General features: G+C 73.8%; 17 protein-coding genes. 12 read left to right on the top strand and 5 right to left on the bottom strand.

What is annotated here, in order from left to right; translation table 11 throughout:
* Positions 1–38 precede the first annotated feature (38 nt).
* Complete coding sequence (locus OG259_RS08700; RefSeq protein ID WP_328941731.1) at positions 39–1,241, bottom strand: hypothetical protein; 1,203 nt, start codon at positions 1,239–1,241, stop codon at positions 39–41.
* Between the two features lie 173 nt (positions 1,242–1,414).
* Between OG259_RS08700 and OG259_RS08695 the strand changes: the two genes are divergently transcribed.
* The 6 genes from OG259_RS08695 to OG259_RS08670 all read left to right on the top strand — a co-directional run bounded on the left by OG259_RS08695 (position 1,415) and on the right by OG259_RS08670 (position 9,039).
* On the top strand, positions 1,415–1,720 hold the full coding sequence (locus OG259_RS08695) for a hypothetical protein (RefSeq protein ID WP_328941730.1): 306 nt from the start codon (positions 1,415–1,417) through the stop codon (positions 1,718–1,720).
* 96 nt (positions 1,721–1,816) lie between these two features.
* Positions 1,817–2,650 carry a M55 family metallopeptidase gene (locus OG259_RS08690; RefSeq protein ID WP_328941729.1) on the top strand — a complete coding sequence of 278 codons (834 nt, stop codon included), beginning with the start codon at positions 1,817–1,819 and terminating at the stop codon, positions 2,648–2,650.
* The gene (locus OG259_RS08685) at positions 2,643–3,977 is read left to right on the top strand and encodes a M20/M25/M40 family metallo-hydrolase (protein WP_328941728.1); all 1,335 of its coding nucleotides are present in this window, start codon (positions 2,643–2,645) and stop codon (positions 3,975–3,977) included. Before OG259_RS08690 ends, OG259_RS08685 begins: the two co-directional genes overlap by 8 nt.
* Before the next feature lie 116 nt (positions 3,978–4,093).
* Positions 4,094–6,097: a S9 family peptidase gene (locus OG259_RS08680; protein ID WP_328941727.1), complete on the top strand. Its 2,004-nt coding sequence runs from the start codon at positions 4,094–4,096 to the stop codon at positions 6,095–6,097.
* A complete protein-coding gene (locus OG259_RS08675) occupies positions 6,094–7,071 on the top strand; it encodes a S66 peptidase family protein (protein WP_328941726.1) in 978 nt (325 codons plus the stop codon). Before OG259_RS08680 ends, OG259_RS08675 begins: the two co-directional genes overlap by 4 nt.
* Before the next feature lie 183 nt (positions 7,072–7,254).
* Positions 7,255–9,039, top strand: a complete 1,785-nt coding sequence (locus tag OG259_RS08670) for a CocE/NonD family hydrolase (RefSeq protein WP_443051934.1) — start codon at positions 7,255–7,257, stop codon at positions 9,037–9,039.
* A 44-nt stretch (positions 9,040–9,083) separates the two neighbouring features.
* Here OG259_RS08670 and OG259_RS08665 read toward each other — a convergent pair whose 3' ends face one another.
* Both OG259_RS08665 and OG259_RS08660 read right to left on the bottom strand, forming a co-directional pair.
* Entirely contained in the window at positions 9,084–10,187 is a 1,104-nt protein-coding gene (locus OG259_RS08665) for an adenosine deaminase (protein WP_328941724.1), read from the bottom strand.
* 100 nt (positions 10,188–10,287) lie between these two features.
* Positions 10,288–11,112, bottom strand: a complete 825-nt coding sequence (locus OG259_RS08660) for a GntR family transcriptional regulator (RefSeq protein WP_328941723.1) — start codon at positions 11,110–11,112, stop codon at positions 10,288–10,290.
* A gap of 209 nt (positions 11,113–11,321) precedes the next feature.
* Between OG259_RS08660 and OG259_RS08655 the strand changes: the two genes are divergently transcribed.
* From OG259_RS08655 to OG259_RS08645, 3 genes are read left to right on the top strand one after another with little or no spacing between them, the layout of a single operon-like run.
* Positions 11,322–11,573, top strand: coding sequence for a lipopolysaccharide assembly protein LapA domain-containing protein (locus OG259_RS08655; RefSeq protein ID WP_328941722.1), 252 nt, complete (start codon positions 11,322–11,324; stop codon positions 11,571–11,573).
* Complete coding sequence (locus tag OG259_RS08650) at positions 11,570–11,917, top strand: hypothetical protein (protein WP_328941721.1); 348 nt, start codon at positions 11,570–11,572, stop codon at positions 11,915–11,917. Before OG259_RS08655 ends, OG259_RS08650 begins: the two co-directional genes overlap by 4 nt.
* A 53-nt stretch (positions 11,918–11,970) precedes the next feature.
* A complete protein-coding gene (locus tag OG259_RS08645) occupies positions 11,971–12,558 on the top strand; it encodes a GNAT family N-acetyltransferase (RefSeq protein ID WP_328941720.1) in 588 nt (195 codons plus the stop codon).
* On the opposite strand, the gene OG259_RS08640 is transcribed toward OG259_RS08645, so the two are convergent.
* Entirely contained in the window at positions 12,546–12,878 is a 333-nt protein-coding gene (locus tag OG259_RS08640) for a DUF6204 family protein (protein ID WP_328941719.1), read from the bottom strand. The two genes, OG259_RS08645 and OG259_RS08640, sit on opposite strands and share 13 nt — an antisense overlap.
* Positions 12,879–13,055: 177 nt before the next feature.
* Here OG259_RS08640 and OG259_RS08635 point away from each other — a divergent pair, with 177 nt between their 5' ends.
* Entirely contained in the window at positions 13,056–15,062 is a 2,007-nt protein-coding gene (locus OG259_RS08635) for a DUF5107 domain-containing protein (RefSeq protein WP_328941718.1), read from the top strand.
* A gap of 303 nt (positions 15,063–15,365) precedes the next feature.
* Here the strand turns inward: OG259_RS08635 and OG259_RS08630 are convergent, their stop codons facing one another.
* Complete coding sequence (locus tag OG259_RS08630; RefSeq protein ID WP_328941717.1) at positions 15,366–16,325, bottom strand: helix-turn-helix transcriptional regulator; 960 nt, start codon at positions 16,323–16,325, stop codon at positions 15,366–15,368.
* A 96-nt stretch (positions 16,326–16,421) separates the two neighbouring features.
* On the opposite strand from OG259_RS08630, the gene OG259_RS08625 reads away from it, so the two are divergent.
* Together OG259_RS08625 and OG259_RS08620 are read left to right on the top strand one after the other, a co-directional pair.
* Entirely contained in the window at positions 16,422–17,411 is a 990-nt protein-coding gene (locus tag OG259_RS08625; protein ID WP_328941716.1) for an MDR family NADP-dependent oxidoreductase, read from the top strand.
* Positions 17,408–18,541: a winged helix DNA-binding domain-containing protein gene (locus tag OG259_RS08620; protein WP_328941715.1), complete on the top strand. Its 1,134-nt coding sequence runs from the start codon at positions 17,408–17,410 to the stop codon at positions 18,539–18,541. Before OG259_RS08625 ends, OG259_RS08620 begins: the two co-directional genes overlap by 4 nt.
* The last annotated feature ends 188 nt before the right edge of the window (positions 18,542–18,729 follow it).

Below are 18,729 nucleotides of genomic sequence, written 5' to 3'. Positions count from 1 at the left end.
GTCGGGGCTCCCCTCTTTTCAGGACTGAGCCGCCGCGCTCAGGGAGTGGTCGTCGCCTTGCGCAGCGCGCTGATGCAGGTGCCGATCGCCTCCTGGAGGGCTTCGAGGCGCTGGAGCATGTCGGCCTCGTAGATGTCCTCCTCCATCACCTCGTCCAGGGTCAGCTCCTCGAAGACCTTCGTCGCCTTCTGCAGGCTGTTGTAGAACTTCGTCCGCCGCTCCTGGACCCGGAGCGCCGGATCCTCCTCGACCGCCTTGGCGACCAGACCCCTGACGGTGTCGTACGCCTCGCCGGCCCACTCGCCGGCCTCCTCCGAGTCGTCGAGTTCGTCGAGGAGCGACAGATGCCGCTCCGCCTCGGCCCGCAGCTCGGCCGGCGCGTCCACGGTCTGCCCGGCCGGGGTCTTGATCTGGCCGTTCTCGACGATCTGGCGCACGTAACCGATCCGGTCGGCCGCCTTCGCCTCGCTCGCCACCGCCTTCTTCAGGTCGTCGGTCCGCGCGAAGGCGCGGGCCATCTCGGTCTGAAGGGCCGGGTCCTCCTTCATGCGGTCGAGGAGCGCGCCGCGCGCCGCCTCCGCCGTCCCCGGGTCGGCGAGGATCGCGGCCCGCAGCGCCGTCGGGTTCTCCGCGACCTCAAGCGCCTTCGTCGGCCGGATGCCCTCCGCCTCGGCCGCCGCGCTGATCGCCTGACCGCGCACGGACGAGGCACTGTTGCGGGAGGTGTAGTACGAGAGCCAGACGTCCGCGTCGGGCAGCTCGACGTCCTCACCCGGCACGAGCACCTCGAACTGCGGGACGAGACCGTCGTCGGCCGCCATGTCCCAGGCCTTGTAGTAGCGCATGACCCGCTCCGGCGAGCACCCCGCGAGCTCCGCGAACGCCTTCGCCGACACCTTCGTCGCGGCCGTCCCCTCGGCGGGCTGGCCGCCGGGCCGGACACTGCGCGCCACCTTGAGGGCGAAGGCCCAGCCGCCGGTCCGCGCATAGACCCCGAAGTCCAGGGCGTCACGGACCACGACGGGGTCGAGGTCGGCGGCGGCGACGGGGTCGAGGTCGGCGGCGGCGACGGGGCCGAGGTCGGCGGCGGGCTGGTCGGAGGGCTCGTCGGCGGGGGCCTCGGTCGCTTCGGCGGCCTCAGCGACCGGCGACTCGGGCTGCTGGACCCAGAACCCCTCCGACGTGTCGGCGGGCGCGGGGACGGCGGGGGAGATGTCGGACGGGTCGAGGGCGGTGGTCACCGAGAGCACTCCGGAGGGTCGGTTACGAGAACTGCGGCCGACAGCCTATACGCACCCCTTGGCGATGTTTCGTCCGATTCCATGCATCGGGCCTCGGGAGAATCGATGGTGCGGCGGTCGGCCGCCGACCAGGATGCCGTCATGACCTACGGAATCGAGTCCCACCCCGCGCGATGAGCGCACCGTACGAGCGGTCGACGCTCGCACCCTCCCTCCTCGCGTACGCCAAGAGCCTCCGCGACTCCGCCCCCGACGGGCCTCCGCCGCGCGGCGGCTTCCCCCTGCCGGACAGCACGCGCCCACGCCGTGACCCGGTAGACGGCACCAGTGCCCGCCAGGCGTGCCTCGCCCTCCCCGGCCTCCTCCGGCCCCACCTGGCCGGCCCGGACGACGGCACACCGCCCGGGGACCAGGTCGCAGCCGCCCTGCGCCGCCTCGCGGAGGAGGACCCCAGGGGATGTCCGACGGGGTCGGGGTGATCCGTACGGCCGTCCCGGTGATCGCCAGTGGTCCACTCCAACGACGGTTTTCCACAGGGGTGGTGAGGCCGCCGGGCGGCGCGTACGGTGCCAGACATGAAGATCCTCATCAGCGCCGACATGGAGGGCGCGACCGGTGTGACCTGGCCCGCCGACGTGCTGCCCGGCACTCCCGAGTGGCAGCGGTGCCGCTCGATGTTCACCTCCGACGTGAACGCCGCTGTCCTGGGCTTCTTCGACGGCGGCGCGGACGAGGTCCTCATCAACGAAGCGCACTGGACCATGCGGAACCTGCTCCTCGAGCAGCTCGACGAGCGGGCCGAGATGCTCACCGGGCGGCACAAGGAGCTCAGCATGGTCGAGGGCGTGCAGCACGGGGACGTCGACGGCATCGCCTTCGTCGGCTACCACACCGGCGCAGGCACCGAAGGGGTCCTTGCGCACACCTATCTGGCCAACTCGATCACCGGGGTCTGGCTCGACGGCGAGCGGGCCGGCGAGGGCCTGCTCAACGCCCAGGTGGTCGCGGAGTACGGCGTCCCCGTCGTCCTGGTCACCGGCGACGACCTCACCTGCGAGGACGCCCTCGGCTACGCGCCGGAGGCACCCAAGGTCGCCGTCAAGGACTACGTCTCGCGGTACGCGGCGGTGTGCCGGACCCCGGCCCGAACCGCTGCCGACATCCGGGCGGCGGCCAAGACCGGCGCCGCGCTCGCCGTGCGCCACGAGCCGGTCCGCGGCGGCCCCTTCACCGTGGAGCTGGAGTTCGACGCCGAGCACCTGGGCGCCGCCGCCACGGTGGTTCCCGGCGTGGCGCGAAGCGCAGAGCGGCGCGTCACGTACACGAGCGAGACGATGTACGAGGCAATTCGCACGTTCAAGGCGGTCACGACCATCGTCTCGGCCGCAGTGGAGGAGCAGTATGGCTGAGGAGGTCCGGGGCCCGGACACGACGGCGCTCGACGAGGTGGTCACCTTCACCTCCGAGCTCATCCGCATCGACACCACCAACCGGGGCGGCGGCGACTGCCGTGAGCGGCCCGCCGCCGAGTACGTCGCCGAGCGGCTCGCCGCCGCCGGCATCGAACCCACCCTCCTGGAGCGGACCCCCGGCCGCACCAACGTGGTGGCGCGCATCCCCGGCACCGACCCCTCGGCCGAGGCACTCCTCGTCCACGGACATCTGGACGTGGTGCCCGCCGACCCCGCCGAGTGGACCACCCACCCCTTCTCCGGCGAGGTCCGCGACGGGGTCGTGTGGGGGCGCGGCGCCGTCGACATGAAGAACATGGACGCGATGGTCCTGGCCGTCGTCCGCTCCTGGGCCCGGCAGGACATCCGGCCGCGCCGCGACATCGTCCTCGCCTACACCGCCGACGAGGAGGCGAGCGCCGAGGACGGTTCCGGCTTCCTCGCCGACCGGCACGCCGCGCTCTTCGACGGCTGCACGGAGGGCATCAGCGAGTCCGGGGCGTTCAGCTTCCACCCGCAGCCCGGCACCACGCTGTACCCGATCGCCGCGGGGGAGCGGGGCACCGCCTGGCTCAAGCTGACCGCCCACGGCCGGGCCGGCCACGGCTCCAAGGTGAACACGGCCAATGCCGTCACCCGCCTCGCCGACGCCGTCGCCCGGATCGGCTCGCACACCTGGCCGGTCCGCCTCACCGCGACCGTCCGCGCCGCCCTCGCCGAGCTGGCCTCGCTGTACGCCCTCGACATCGACACCCGTGCGCCCGACCTCGACGTGGACCTCCTCCTGGACAAGCTCGGGCCGGCCGCCGCCCTCGTCGCGCCGACCGTCCGCAACAGCAGCAACCCGACGATCCTCGACGCCGGTTACAAGGTCAACGTCATCCCGGGCCAGGCCGTCGCCTACATCGACGGGCGGACGCTGCCGGGCACCGAGGAGGAGTTCGCCGCGACCATGGACGAGCTGACCGGGCCGCACGTGGAGTGGGAGTTCCACCACCGTGAGGTCGCCCTGGAGGCGCCCGTGGACTCGCCGACCTTCGCGAAGCTGCGGGCCGCCGTGGAACGCTTCGACCCGGACGGGCACGTCGTGCCGTTCACCATGTCCGGCGGCACCGACGCCAAGCAGTTCTCCCGGCTCGGCATCACCGGCTACGGCTTCTCACCGCTCCGGCTGCCCCCGGACCTCGACTACGGGGCCCTCTTCCACGGCGTCGACGAACGCGTCCCCGTGGACGCCCTGCACTTCGGCGTGAGAGTGCTCGACCACTACCTGAAGACGGCGTAGAACCGTGGACGGCACAGAACCGTGGACGGCACAGAACCGTGACCGTCCGTGGAGCGCCATGACCGTTCGCGTCACGCCATGACCGTTCGCGCAATACCGTGACAGGGGGAGTTCAGATGGCCACGACCACGGCCGCCTACGGCAGCTGGCCGTCACCCGTCGACGCGGCACTCGCCGCCGCCCACGACGGGCGGCCCGAGTACCTCGGCGTCGTCGGCGACGAGCTGTGGTGGACCGACCCGCGTCCCGCCGAGGGCGGTCGGCGCGCCCTCGTCCGGCGGCGCGCCGACGGCACCGAGCAGAGCATGCTGCCCGCCCCGTGGAACGTCCGCAGCCGGGTGATCGAGTACGGCGGACTGCCCTGGGCCGCGGTCGCCCGCCCGGCGGGCGGACCGCTCGCCGTGTTCTGTCACTTCCCCGACCAGCGGCTCTACGCGTACGAGCCCGATGCCGCTCCCGGCGCGCGGCCCAGGCCCCTCACCCCCGTCTCCGGCACCGGCGGCGGACTGCGCTGGGTGGACCCGGTGATCCACCCGGACCGGGGCGAGGTGTGGTGCGTCCTGGAGGAGTTCACCGGCCCCGCCCCGACCGATGTGCGCCGGGTGCTCGTCGCCGTACCCCTCGACGGCTCGGCCGCCGAGGACCGCGCGGCGGTGCGTGAACTCTCCGACGGGCGGCACCGGTTCGTGACCGGACCCCGGCTCTCTCCGGACGGGCGCCGGGCGGCCTGGATCGCCTGGGACCATCCCCGGATGCCCTGGGACGGCACCGAGGTCCAACTGGCCGAGGTCGCCCCCGACGGCACCTTCCGGGAGACGAGGACCGTCGCGGGCGGGCCCGCCGAGTCGATCCCGCAGGTCGACTGGGACGCGGCGGGAAGGCTGCTCCTCGTCAGCGACCGCACCGGCTGGTGGAACCTCTACCGGGCGGAGATCGACGCCGACGGCGGCCTGGGCGAACCGGCCGCGCTCTGCCCCCGCGCCGAGGAGTTCGGCGGACCGCTCTGGAAGATCGGGCTGAACTGGTTCACGCCCCTGGAGAACGGCCTCATCGCCGTCGTCCACGGCAAGGGGACCACGACCCTCGGCATCCTCGACCCCGAGCGCGGCGCACTCGTCGACGCCGTCGGACCCTGGACCGAATGGGCCTCGACGCTCGCCGCCCACGGCACCCGGGTCGCCGGCGTCGCCGCCGGACCGCACCGCTCGTACGAGATCGTCGAACTCGACACCCGCACCGGACGCACCCGGGTCGTGGGCGCCGCGCACACCGACGCCGTCGACCCCGCCCACCATCCCGAGCCCCGCCTCCGTACGTTCACCGGCCCCGGCGGGCGGGAGGTCCACGCGCAGATCTACCCGCCCCACCACCCCCGGTTCACCGGGCCGGAGGGCGAGCTGCCGCCCTATGTGATCTGGGCGCACGGCGGTCCCACCGGACACGCCCCGCTCGTCCTCGACCTGGAGATCACCTACTTCACCTCGCGGGGCATCGGGGTCGCCGAGGTCAACTACGGCGGCTCCACCGGCTACGGCCGGGAGTACCGCGAGCGGCTGCGCGAGCAGTGGGGCGTCGTCGACGTCGAGGACTGCGCGGCCGTCGCCCAGGCCCTCGCCGCCGAGGGCACCGCCGACCCCGCCCGGCTCGCCGTGCGCGGCGGCAGCGCGGGCGGCTGGACGAGCGCCGCCTCCCTCGTCAGCACCGACGTCTACGCCTGCGGCACGATCATCTACCCCATCCTCGACCTGCGCGGCTGGGCCACCGACGAGACCCATGACTTCGAGTCCCAGTACCTGCACGGACTCATCGGGTCGATCGACGACGTACCCGCCCGCTACAAGGAGCGCTCGCCGATCGAGCACGTCGACCGCGTCACCGCTCCCTTCCTGCTGCTCCAGGGCCTAGACGACGTCATCTGCCCGCCCGCGCAGGCCGAGCGCTTCCTCACCCGCACCGCCGGCCGGGGTGTCCCGCACGCCTACCTCGCCTTCGAGGGGGAGGGGCACGGCTTCCGCAGGGCCGACACGATGGTGCGTGCCCTGGAGGCCGAACTCTCCCTGTACGCGCGGACCTTCGGCGTCGAGCGGACGGACGTGCCCGACCTGGAGTACCGCACGTGACCGCGCCCGATGCCGACCTCGACGCCAGGGCGGAGGCCCGGCCGCACGTCAGGTCGCTCACCCGTCCCGACCGGCTGCGGCCCGGCGCGCGGGTCGCGGTCGTCGCGCCCAGCGGGCCCGTCCCCGAGGAGCGGCTGCGCGCGGGGCTCGACATCCTGCGCGGCTGGGACCTCGATCCCGTCGTCGCCCCGCACGTCCTGGACACCCACCCCACCCTCGGCTACCTCGCGGGCGCCGACCGGGCCCGCGCCCGGGATCTGACCGAGGCCTGGTGCGACCCCTCGGTCTCCGCCGTCCTCTGCGCGCGCGGCGGCTTCGGGGCGCAGCGCATGGTCGACCTCGTCGACTGGAGGGCGGTCCGGGAGGCCGGACCCAAGGTGTTCGTCGGCTACAGCGACATCACCGCCCTCCACGAGGCCTTCGCCGTCCGGGCCGGTTACGCCACCCTGCACGGTCCGATGGTCGCCGCGGGCACCTTCCTCTCCGACTCGCGCACCCGGGAGTCGCTGCGGGCCACCCTGTTCGAACCCGAGTCGGTACGGACACTGGGCCTGGACACGGCACGGACCCTGGTGCCGGGCCGGGCCAGGGGCGTGACGCTCGGCGGCTGCGTCAGCCTCCTCGCCGCCGACCTCGGCACCCCGCACGGCCGGCCCTCGGCCCGCGGCGGGCTGCTCCTCCTGGAGGACGTGGGGGAGGAGCCGTACCGCCTCGACCGCATCCTCACCCAACTCCTGCGCTCCGGTCTGCTCGACGGTGTCGCGGGCATCGGCCTCGGATCCTGGGCGGAGTGCGGCCCGTACGAGGAGGTGCGGGCGGTGTTCGCGGACCGGCTCGGCGGTCTCGGGGTGCCGGTCGTGGAGGAACTGGGCTTCGGGCACAGCGAGACGGCGCTGACCATGCCGCTGGGGGTGTCCGGCGTGCTGGACGCGGACAAGGGCACGCTCACGCTGGACGTGCCGGCGCTGCGCTGAGCGGGACGCGGGGGTGGAGGCCGTCCCGGACGCCCGGACGGCCTTCACTGAATCTCCGTCAATAACCTTCGTCCGGTGCATTGACGGTCTCTGACACGTGTCACAGCATGGGCGCTGCCCGGGTACCTACCAGTCGGTAGGTGCGGTGGGTCTCTCGGCGTCGTCCTCAGCGTGGAGGTCTCTGTGTCCCGTGCCGTGCCCCGTTCCCGCACAGCCCTCGCCCTCGTGGCCGGTGCGGCCGCACTCGCCGCGCCCCTGGCTCTCGCCGCGCCCGCGAGCGGCGCCGAGGCGGAGGCCGTCACCGGCTCCTACACCGTCACCCCGCTCCGGTTCACCGTCGAGGCGGGCGGCCGGAGTTGTGCCGTCGACGCCGACCTCTACCGGCCGACGGGTGTGGACGCCGGGCATCCCGCACCCGCCGTCCTCGCCACCAACGGCTTCGGCGGCAGCAAGAGCGACGGTTCCACCGACGCCATCGGCAAGGCCTTCGCCGAGCGCGGTTACGTCGGCCTGGTCTACTCGGGCCTCGGCTTCGGGAAGTCCGGCTGTCTGATCTCCCTCGACGACCCGGAGATCGACGGCCGCGCCGCCGCCCGGCTCGTCGACTTCCTCGCCGGCGGCCGGGCGGCGGACGACGGCACGCGCGTCGACTTCGTCACCCGCGACGGCGCGGGCGACCCGCGGGTCGGCATGATCGGCGGCTCCTACGGCGGAGCCGTACAGCTGGCCGCCGCCTCCGTCGATCGCCGCATCGACGCCCTCGTCCCCCTCATCACCTGGAACGACCTCGCGTACTCCCTCGCCCCCAACGCCGCCGACCGCACCACCCCCGGCGTCTTCAAGTGGCAGTGGGCGAACGGCTTCTATCTGATGGGCGAGGGGCAGCCGCTGCTCGTCCCCTCCCTGGACCCCAGCCGGATCAACTCGCTCGGCTGTCTGCACTTCGTCTCCGACGCCTGCGACACCGTGCGGCTCCTCAACTCCGGCCGCTACCCCGGGGCCGAGACGGAGAAGATGCTCGCCTACGCCCGCAGCGTCTCCCCGGTCTCGTACGTCGACCGGGTCACCGCACCCACCCTGATCGTCCAGGGCCAGGCCGACACCCTCTTCAACCTCAACGAGGCGCGGGCCACCTACGACCGGCTGCGCGAGCGCGGCGTCGACACCCGGATGATCTGGCAGTCCTGGGGCCACAGCGGGGGCCAGAAGCCCGGCGAACTCGACCTGGGCCAGGGCAACCTGGAGTCCAGCTACGTCGGGCAGCGCGTACTCGCCTGGTTCGACCGGTACCTGCGGAAGAACCGGACCGCGGACACCGGCCCCGCCTTCGCCTGGTACCGCGACTGGCGGAGCGGCTACGGCACGGCGGCCGGGGTCCCGGCGCTCAGCCAGCGGCTGTACCTCTCCGGCGACGGCAAGCTCGTCGACAACCGTACGAAGGTGGCCAGGGGATCCAGGACGTACAGCAACTGGCTGTTCCCGACGAGCCATTCGGAGTCCTCGCTCGCCGGGACGATCGGGCTGCCCGACCCCCGGCCGTACGACACCCCCGGCACCCACCTCGGCTGGACCAGCGCCCCGCTCACCGGGCCCGTCGACCTCGTCGGCGCCCCGAAGGCCACCCTGAAGGTCGTCTCTCCGGCGACCGAGCGCATGCAGGGTTCCGGTGACGCCGCCGACAAGCTCGTGCTCTTCGCCAAGCTCTACGACCTCGCCCCCGACGGCACCAGGACCCTGGTCAACCGCCTGGTCGCGCCGGTGCGGGTGCCGGACGTCACCCGCCCCTTCACGGTCGAACTGCCCGCCGTCGTCCACCGCTACGAGACCGGCCACCGGCTGGAGCTGGTGATCGCGGCGAGCGACACCGCCTACTCCGGCAACCGCGGCATCAAGCCGGTGACCGTCGTCAGCGCCCCCGAGGACACGGGGACGCTCGAACTCCCCCTGATCCAGGGAAGGGTGGAATAGCCCGCGTCGGGCGTCCGGATCAGGGCAGGACGTTCGGAAACGGCTTAGGCCGACACGGCCCCGAGCGCCGCGTACCCCGGGCGGACGACCTCGTCGATCAGCCGCTGCCGGTCCGGCAGCGGCAGGAAGGCGGCATCGAGCGCGGCGACCGTGAACTCCTCGAAGACCTCGGGGCCGTACCCGAAGGCGTCCGCCATGTGCTGGAACTCCTCGCTCATGGTGGTGCCGGAGACCAGCCGGTTGTCCGTGTTGAGCGTGATCCGGAAACCGAGGCGGCGCAGCTCGTCGATCGGGTGCGAGGCGTAGTCCTTCGCGGCGCCCGTCTGGAGGTTGGAGGTCGGGCAGACCTCCAGGGCGATGCGGTTGTCCCGGACGTACGAGGCGAGCCGGCCCAGGGTGCCGTCCTCGGCTATGTCGTCCGTGATCCGCACGCCGTGGCCGATCCGCTCGGTGCCGCAGACCTGCACGGCCTCGTGGATCGACTCCGCGCCGACGGCCTCGCCCGCGTGGATCGTGAAGTGGCAGTTCTCCCGCTTCAGGTGCTGGAAGGCGGGGAGGTGGCGGGCCGGCGGGTTGCCGATCTCGCCGCCGGCGATGTCGAATCCGGCCACGCCCTTGTCCCGGTGCGCGACCGTGAGCCGCGCGATCTCCAGGGAGCGGTCCGTGTGGCGCATGCCCGTCAGGAGGGTGCGGACGGTGATGCGGCCGCCGGTGCGGCGCTCGCCCTCGCGGAAACCGTCGTTGACGGCCTCGACGACCTCGTCGAGGGTCAGGCCGCCCTCCAGGTGCTGCTCGGGGGCGTAGCGGATCTCGGCGTAGACGACACCGTCCGCGGCCAGGTCCTCGGCGCACTCGGCCGCGATGCGCGTGAGCGCCTCGCGGGTCTGCATCACGGCGCAGGTGTGGGCGAAGGTCTCCAGGTAGCGCTCCAGCGAACCGGAGTCGGCGGCGTCCCGGAACCAGACCGCGAGCGCGGCCGGGTCCTCGGTCGGCAGCGCGGTGTAGCCGCACTCCCGTGCCAGCTCGACGATGGTCGTGGCGCGCAGTCCACCGTCGAGGTGGTCGTGGAGGACGGCCTTGGGGGCCCGGCGGATCCACTCGGAGACGGTGGCGGCGACAGGCGTGGCAGGGTTGTCAGACAAGTGCATGGCGGGGAAGTGTACGCCACGGGAGAGGGTGCCGCTGTGACGGCCCCGACGGGGGTGGGGCAGCAGCCCCGGAAGAGGCTTTCGCGGGCCTCGGGCGTCCCTAGTGGGACTGCAGTACGGGCAGTGCCGGGGCGCCCGTCGGGAGCATGTGCTTGGCGGCCAGGACCGGGGCCTCGCCGACCCGGACGACCTGGGTGACGAGCACGGCCGGAGTGTCCGCCGGGCGGCCCAGCTGGTCCCCGCGCCGCCGTCCGAGCAGTGTCGCCGTGATGCCGCTGTGCGCGCTGAGCGCGGTCTCGCGCGAGGCTCCGACCAGGACCGAGAGCATGGAGACGGCGGACCTCCGCTCGGAGCCGCCGGCGCCCGTCGCCGCCGAGGGGCCCGCTTCCGCCCGGCTGCCCGTGTCGGCCCGGCTGCCCGTCTCCGTCGCCCGCAGGGCGCGCGCGAACTCGGGGTGCACCCGGTCGAGCAGTTCGTCGGGCGCCGCCCACTCGTGGCTCAGGGCCGCCGCCGTACCCTCCCCGGTCAGCACGGATTCCCAGAACCGCAGCTCGGCGCGGGCCGGGGCCAGCAGGTGCTGGGTGGTGAAGTCGGTCGGTTCCTCGACCGTCCGCAGCAGCGCCCGCACCCGCAGCGGCGTCCCTGCGCCGATCAGCTCCTCAAGGGGCTGGACGTGCTCGAACCCGCGCCGTGGCGGCCGGTCGTTCACGGTCCGGCCCACCCCGCGCCGCACGGTCAGCACGCCGTCCTCCTGGAGCAGCAGCAGTGCCTCGCGCAGGGCGGGCCGGCTCACGCCCAGCTCGGCGGCGAGCTTCGGTTCGGAGGGGAGCGTCGAGCCCGGCGGGTAGGTGCCGTCGTGGACGGCGTCCGCGATCCGCTCGTAGAGCGCCACGACCGGTCGCCGCCGCTGTCCGCTGACCGCCACGGCCGCTCCTCGTCTCGAATCCGGTCGGTTCCGGGCGGTTCCGGCCCCGGGTCCCGACGGTGTCAGGACCCACGGTAGTCGGCCCACGTTGTCTGACAAGTCACCCGTACGGCTCTCCTCGCCGTCACGGCGAGGCTCCGCCCACCTCATTCTGGTCCCACGGCTGTGGCCGGGTACGACCGACGGCACGACGGAGGAGAGGGCCGGGCATGAGTCCCAAGGAGACGTCACGGACAACGGACGGGGGTAGATCCCGGTTCACCGAAGCCCTCACCCCCGGCCGGATCGGGATGATGGCGCTCGCCGTCATCACCCTGGTCTTCATCTTCCAGAACACCCGCGAGGTCAAGATCCGGCTCCTGATCCCCGAAGTGACCATGCCGCTCTACCTGGCCCTGCTCGCCACCGCGCTCCTCGGCGCCGCCTGTGGGTACTACGCCGCCGCCCGGAGGCGGAAGTGAAGCGGCGCGCCGTCGTCGGGGCGGGCGCGGTCCTCGCCCTGGCGGCCGTCGCCGTCACCTCGACGGAGACCGCCGCCTCGGCCGACGACGCCGGGACCCGCCCGGTGCCCGACTTCCTCGGCCGCGGCCTGTGGCGCGTCTTCACCCGGCTGGACCCCCGTACCCGACTCGACGTCCACGACGTGAGCGGGCGGGACCGGCGGGTGATCTGGCCGCCGCGATGGCAGGTCGTCACGCAGTACCCGGCGGCGGGCACGGGCCTCGACCGCCGCACCACCGTCATGATCGGAGTCGTACGGAAGGGGGAGAGCTGCCCGCCCCGCGTGCGCACGGCGCGACGCTGAGCGCGCCGTACCCCATCCGTGGCTCGCTCCTCCGTGCGGCTTAGCCTGGCCCCATGCCCGACGATCTTGGCCGTTACCTCACCGCCGGGCCCCGTGTGGGCCTGCGCGCCTTCACCCTCGACGACGCCGAGGAGTTCACCGCCCGCGCCCGCGAGAGCCGGGAACTCCACCGGCCCTGGCTGTTCCCGCCGTGCACGGCCGAGGCCTACGGCGGCTACGCGTCCGCCCTCGTCGAGGAACCGGCGCGCGAGGGGTTCCTGGTGTGCGAGCACGGGGACGCGGGCGGCGCGATCGCCGGCTTCCTCACCGTCAACAACATCGTCCGGGGCGCCTTCCGCAGCGGCGCCCTCGGCTACGGCGCCTTCGCGCACGCCGCCGGGCGCGGACTGCTCACCGAGGCCCTCGGGCTGCTCCTCGCGTACGCCTTCGGGCCGCTCGGACTCCACCGTCTCGAAGCGAACATCCAGCCCGGCAACGCCCCCTCCCGCGCGCTCGTCCGCCGCGCGGGCTTCCGTCTCGAGGGCTTCTCGCCCGCGATGCTGCTCATCGACGGGGCCTGGCGCGACCACGAACGCTGGGCGATCACCGCCCCGGAGCCCGAAGGCGCGACGGCCGGGGGCGAGGCCGCTCAGCGCTTGTAGTTGATCTTCATCGTGTCGAGGTCGGTCACGGTCGAACGCAGCGCCTTGTACCCGTGGCCGAGCTCCCCGAGCGCGGTCTCCACCCGGTCCTCCGCGAGCGCGCCCGCCATCTCGTCCCCGTCCTCGGCGTCGGAGACGACGACCAGGCGGTACGAGAAGTGCTTCAGCGTCCGGTCGTAGGTCAGCGAGCCCTCCTCCGTGAACTGCATCGCGGTCAGCCCGTGCGCGTCCACCTCGGCGAGCAGCCGGGCGGGGCTCTCCTCCGACAGACCGTCGAACGTGCCGCGCACGATGACCCGGTAGGTGTGCTGCGTGCCCATTCCTCGTACTCCCTGTCCCGCCGGTTCTTCGGCCGCCCGACGGCGTGCCGACCCTCCACCCTAGGTCGGCGGCCGTCCGGTCCGCCGGGAGTTTCCGGGGCCCCCGCTCCCGGCTTTGCCGAAGCCTGACGCGGAGAGCCCCTGGTCAGGACGGCCATCGGCGTGTTCCATGGGGCGATGACGACCGTACGACGTGCCGTACTGACGCTGCCCGCAGCCCCGTTGGGCCCGGACAACCCTCTTCCCGCCCTGCGGGCCCCCGCCGGTGCCGGGGCCCACACGGTCGACGCGCGGACCCTCGCGGAACTCCCGCGCGACATGGCCCGCGGCATCGGGCGGGCACCCCTGCGCAGCCTGCTGCCCGCCCCCGTCCGTGACGGCTACGGCCGCGATCGCACCCCTGCCGACCTCGACACGATCGTGATCGAGAACGACCGGCTCCGGGTGACCGTGCTGCCCGGCCTCGGCGGCCGCGTCCACTCGCTCCACCACAAGCCCACCGGACGCGAACTCCTCTACCGCAACCCGGTGTTCCAGCCCGCCGCGTTCGCCCTCAACGGCGCCTGGTTCTCCGGCGGCATCGAGTGGAACATCGGGGCCACCGGCCACACCACCCTGTCCTGCTCGCCCCTCCACGCGGCGACCGTCCGCGCACCCGACGGCGGACCGATGCTCCGTCTCTGGGAGTGGGAGCGGCTGCGCGACCTGCCCTTCCAGGTGGACCTGTGGCTCCCGGAGGGCTCCGACTTCCTGTACGTCGGGGTCCGGATCCGCAACCCCCACGAGCGCCCCGCCCCCGTCTACTGGTGGTCCAACATCGCCGTCCCCGAGGACCGCCGGGTCCTCGCCCCCGCCGACACGGCCTGGCACCACGGCTACGAGCGCGGCCTGCGCCGGGTCCCCGTGGCGCGCACGGAGGACGGCACCGACCGCTCGTACCCGCTGAACAGCACACACGCCGCCGATTGGTTCTACGACCTGCCCGAGGGGCAGCGCCGCTGGATCGCCGCCCTGGATCCGGACGGCGGCGGCCTCGTCCAGACCTCCACCGACCCGCTGCGCGGCCGCAAGCTCTTCGTATGGGGCACCGAGCGCGGCGGCCGGCGCTGGCAGGAGTGGCTGACGGAACCAGGCACCCCCGGCTACGCCGAGATCCAGGCCGGACTCGCCCGCACCCAGCTGGAACACCTGGAACTCGCGGGCGGCGCGGAGTTCAGCTGGCTGGAGGCGTACGGCCCGCTCGCCGCCGACCCCGCCACGGCGCTCGGCGACGACTGGGCCGCCGCCCGCTCCGACGTCGAGCACAAGCTGGCCGGTGCGCTGCCCCGCGCCGCCGTCGACGCGGCGTACACGGCCTGGCGGGAGACCACGGCAGACACCGGTCCGGACGAGGTCCTCGCGGCCGGCTCCGGCTGGGGTGCGCTCGAAGTCCTGCGCGGTGGATACGAGTTGCCCGGGACGCCGTTCCCCGAATCGACGCTCGGACCCGACCAGGAACCCTGGCGGGAGCTGCTGCGCACCGGCGTCCTGCCGGCACCGTCGGGGCCTGCGCGAGGCGCGGCGCGGGGTTCGGCGCCGGGCGGGCCCCTGATCGCGCCGCTCGTCGCACCACCCTGGCGGGACATGCTGGAGACCGCCCCCGCCGACCCCACCACCGAGTACCACCTCGGCATCGCCCAGTGGCACGCCGGTGACCGCGCCCAGGCGGTACGCAGCTGGGAGCGGGGGCTCAAGGAGGCCGCCGTGCGCTGGCCGCTGCTGTACTGCCTGGCCGTCGCCGACCGGGAGGACGGGCACCCGGAGCGAGCCGCCGAGCACTTCACGGAAGCCTTCGCCGACCACGCGGGAGCAGACGACGGACGGGGGGAGGGGGCGGGCGAGACCCTCGCCGCCGCCCTCGGCCGCGAGGCCGTGGACGCCCTCCTCGCCGTCGGCCGGCCCGACCGGGCCAGGGCCCTCTGGCAGCGACTGCCCGAGCCGGTCCGGCAGCGCGGGGCCTTCCGGCTGCTCGACGCCCGGCTGCTGATCGCCGAGGGCCGGCCGGACGAGGCCCGCGCCGTCTTCGACGCGGGCTTCGAGGTCGCGGACCTGCGCGAGGGCGCCGAGATCCTGGGCGAGCTATGGGCGCGGCTCACTGACGAACTCCTGCCGGACGCCTACGAGTTCAGGATGCGTCCGAACTGAGGGCGGGGGCGGACCGGGGGCGCGGTCGCTACCCTGGAGACCGCGAAAGCACGGTCGGGCGCGGAGACCGCGGGGGAGCGGAGGTCCGGAGATGGCGGCCTGGGCGACACAGGAGTGCCGGTGCGGACATCCGCGCTTCCGCCACGGGGAACCCCGGTTCTCGGGCACGTGCGGAGCCTGCCTCTGCGGATCCTTCGAGCTGCCCCCGGCTCCGGCCCTCGCGGACGAGCCGCCCCCACCCCCGGAACGGGACCGCACCCCCCATCCGAGCTGCCCCCTCCAGGACCCGGACTGCCTCGGCTTTCACGACATGTCCTGAGGGGCCGCGCGCAGGAAGCGGGCACCCCACTCCCGGAGGTGCGCGGCGAACTCCGGCGGGCCCAGGACCTCGAACTCGGCTCCCACGTTGCCCAGCGCCTGCGTCGGCCAGTCGAGGGACGTCGAGGTCATGGTGAGCCGGCAGCTGTCCCGGTCGACCGGCTCGACCGTGCCCCACCGGCCGACCGTCTGCCGCACCCGCGCCGACGGTGCGTGGACGAGGACCTCGACCGTGTGAGGCGCGGGGGCCCCGCTCGCCTCCCGGACGAAGGCCACGGCGTCACCGGCCGGGAGCGGACGGTGCCGGAAGCGGGCGCCGGTCGCCGTCGGCCCGGTCAGCCGGTCGAGGCGGAAGCTGCGCCAGTCGTGCCGGTCCAGGTCGTAGGCGACCAGGTACCAGCGCCCGCCGAGGGCGACGACGCGGTGCGGCTCGACCTCGCGCTCGGTGGCCGCGGACCCCCGGGCGGTGTATCCGAACCGCAGCCGCTCCTCGTCCCGGCACGCCTGGGCGACCGCGGTGAGCACGCCCGCCGCGACGGCCGGCCCGGCCGCGGAGGCGGAGACGGTCATCGCGCGCAAGGCGTCCACCCTGGCGCGCAGCCGGGGAGGCAGGACCCGCACCACCTTGGTGAGCGCCCGCAGGGACGCGTCCTCGATCCCCGCGATGCCGCTCTGCGCCGCGTCGCCGATGCCGACGGCGAGGGCCACCGCCTCCTCGTCGTCGAGCAGGAGCGGCGGCAGGACGGCGCCGGGCGCGAGCTGGTAGCCGCCGTCCGTGCCACGGGCCGCGCCGACCGGGTAGCCGAGCTCGCGCAGCCGGTCGACGTCGCGGCGCAGGGTCCGCTCGGAGATTCCGAGCCGGCCGCACAGTTCCGGGCCGGGCCAGTGGCGGTGGGTCTGCAGCAGGGAGAGCAGCCGGAGGGTCCGTGAGCTGGTGTTCGCCATGCCGGAATACTGCCCGGAGTTCCGGCCGGAAAGTGACCGGAAGTGTCCTTAGAGTCGATTTCGAAAGCCCCACCGGACCGATGTGAGGACCGAGAAATGATCACCCGTGAGATCCGGCTGACGACGCAGATCACCGGCGTCCCGACCCTCGACCACTTCACCGTCGCCGAGACCGAGGTGGACGGCGAGGTCCTGGTGCGCACCGAGGAGGTGGGCCTGGCCGCCGCCTACCTGGAGCTGATGCGGGCCGACTGCACCCTCCCGGTGCCGGCCTGGCAGCCGGGCCGGCGGGTGGGACTGGTCACCGTCGGCACGGTCGTACGCTCCGCGAGCCCCGAGCTCGCGGTCGGCGACCTCGTCCGGACGACGGCCGGCTGGAGCGAGTTCTCGGCGGGTCCGGCGTCCGCGTACGTCAGGCTCGACCGCGGCTTCCTTCCCGACCCCGGCCACCACCTCGGCCAGGGGCCTACCGCCTACTACGGGACGGCCGACGTGGCGGCCGTCGGCGAGGGCGACGTGGTGTTCGTCTCCGGCGCGGCGGGCGGGGTCGGCTCGCTGGCCGGGCAGATCGCCCGGTGCCTCGGCGCGGCGCGGGTGATCGGCAGCGCCGGAAGCCCGGCGAAGGCCGCGTACCTGGTGAACGAGCTCGGCTTCGACGCCGCGTTCGACTACCACGACGGCTCCCCGGCCGACCGGCTCCGGGAGCTGGCGCCCGAGGGCATCTCGGTGTTCTTCGACGTCGTCGGCGGCGAGCAGTACGACGCCGCCCTGCGAGCCGCCCGGCCCGGGGCACGCTTCGCCCTGTGCGGCTCGTTGTCGAGCCAGCTCGGCGACGCGGCGGTCCGCTTCCCGCAGCCCGACCGCGCGGCGGCCGAGGCCAGGGGCGTCGAGCTGCTGCCCTTCTCCTGCCACCACACGCCCGATCAGATCGAGGCCTGGCAGAAGCACTTCCGAACGTGGCTGGACGAGGGCCGCTTCGTCTACCCGCGGACCGTCGTCGAGGGCGGGATCGAGGACGTGCCGGGCGCGTTCCTCTCGCTGCTCCAGGGCTCCTACCGAGGCAACGTCTCGGTGCGTCTGCCGTGACCCCACTCTCCCTCCGCGCCCTGAACCGGGCGCTCCTCGACCGCCAGTTCCTGCTCGCGCGCACCGACCGCACTCCCCTTGAGGTGATCGGGCGCCTTGTCGCACTCCAGGCGCAGGAGCCCAACTGGCCCTACGTCGGACTGTGGAGCAGGATCCACGGCTTCACCCGGACGGAGCTCACCGCGCTCGTCGAGGACCGGAAGGTCGTCCGGTCCACCCTGCTCCGCAGCACCCAGCACCTCGCCGCCGCCGACGACTTCCGCCGGCTGCGCCCGCTGGTGCAGCCCGTGCTCGACCGCACGGCGGGCTCGCCGTACTTCACTCGGAACCACAGCGCCCGCGGCGACTCCACCGGGCACGGCGTGGGCCTGGACCCGGCGTCCCTGGTCGCCGAGGGGCTCGACCTGCTCGGCGGCGGGACGCTGCCCCGCAGGGAGCTGGCCCGAAGGCTGGCCGACCGCCACCCGGGGCACGACGGGCGGATCCTGGCCGGGGAGGTCGAGCTGCGCACTCCGCTCGTCCACGACCCGGCGACGGCCGCCTGGGGCTCCTGGGGCAACCGGTCGGCGATCTCGGTCACGCCCGCCGAGGCATGGCTGGGACGGCCGATGGCGACCCCGACCGAGACGGCGAAGGTACTGGTCCGCCGCCATCTGGCGGCCTTCGGACCGGCCTGCGTGAAGGACGTCCAGGTCTGGTGCGGACTGACCCGCCTGGGCGAAGTCGTCGCGGAGATGGACGGCGAACTGCGCCGCTACTCCGGCCCCGGAGGCGGGGAACTGTTCGATCTGGCCGACGCGGAGCTGCCCGACCCCGAGACCCCCGCCCCGGTGCGACTGCTGCCCGCCTTCGACAACATCCTGCTCGCCCACTTCGACCGGACGCGCATCATCGACGACGAGGACCGCACCCGCGTGATGCCCGGAGGGGCGCAGGTCCGGCCCACCTTCCTGGTGGACGGCCGGGTGCGGGGAACGTGGTCCCTCGGCGCCGGGACGCTGCGGCTCGCCCCGTTCCGGCCGCTCCGCGCCGCGGACAGGGCGGCCCTGGAGGAGGAGGCCGAGCGACTGCTGCCGTTCGTGGGAGGCACGACGGTGGCCTACGGCGACCCGCCGCCCCCCGCAACCTGATCGCCGTGAGGTGCCGCGCCGGCCCTCCCGGCCCTCCCGGCCCTCCCGGCCCTCCCGGCCCTCCCGGCCCTCCCAGCCGCCCCCGCCCCCGCCCAGCTGCCCCGCCACCCCGGCCGCCCCGGCGTCTTCGGTTCGGAAGGGGCGCCGGACGCGCACTGCGACGAGCATGGGTACGGGCACCCCTCGCA

This window comes from Streptomyces sp. NBC_00250, from assembly GCF_036192275.1.
GTDB lineage: Bacteria > Actinomycetota > Actinomycetes > Streptomycetales > Streptomycetaceae > Streptomyces.
Note: the sequence above shows the minus strand (reverse complement) of the source record. Positions and strands in the feature narration are given on the sequence as shown.

What these genes read in the sequence shown, in the direction of transcription:
- OG259_RS08665 (WP_328941724.1), bottom strand. Translation starts at nt 10,187, where the DNA reads ATGCACTTGTCTGACAACCCTGCCACGCCTGTCGCCGCCACCGTCTCC.
- OG259_RS08680 (WP_328941727.1), top strand. Translation starts at nt 4,094, where the DNA reads ATGGCCACGACCACGGCCGCCTACGGCAGCTGGCCGTCACCCGTCGAC.
- OG259_RS08630 (WP_328941717.1), bottom strand. Translation starts at nt 16,325, where the DNA reads ATGGCGAACACCAGCTCACGGACCCTCCGGCTGCTCTCCCTGCTGCAG.
- OG259_RS08640 (WP_328941719.1), bottom strand. Translation starts at nt 12,878, where the DNA reads ATGGGCACGCAGCACACCTACCGGGTCATCGTGCGCGGCACGTTCGAC.
- OG259_RS08695 (WP_328941730.1), top strand. Translation starts at nt 1,415, where the DNA reads ATGAGCGCACCGTACGAGCGGTCGACGCTCGCACCCTCCCTCCTCGCG.
- OG259_RS08635 (WP_328941718.1), top strand. Translation starts at nt 13,056, where the DNA reads ATGACGACCGTACGACGTGCCGTACTGACGCTGCCCGCAGCCCCGTTG.
- OG259_RS08685 (WP_328941728.1), top strand. Translation starts at nt 2,643, where the DNA reads ATGGCTGAGGAGGTCCGGGGCCCGGACACGACGGCGCTCGACGAGGTG.
- OG259_RS08645 (WP_328941720.1), top strand. Translation starts at nt 11,971, where the DNA reads ATGCCCGACGATCTTGGCCGTTACCTCACCGCCGGGCCCCGTGTGGGC.
- OG259_RS08625 (WP_328941716.1), top strand. Translation starts at nt 16,422, where the DNA reads ATGATCACCCGTGAGATCCGGCTGACGACGCAGATCACCGGCGTCCCG.
- OG259_RS08655 (WP_328941722.1), top strand. Translation starts at nt 11,322, where the DNA reads ATGAGTCCCAAGGAGACGTCACGGACAACGGACGGGGGTAGATCCCGG.
- OG259_RS08690 (WP_328941729.1), top strand. Translation starts at nt 1,817, where the DNA reads ATGAAGATCCTCATCAGCGCCGACATGGAGGGCGCGACCGGTGTGACC.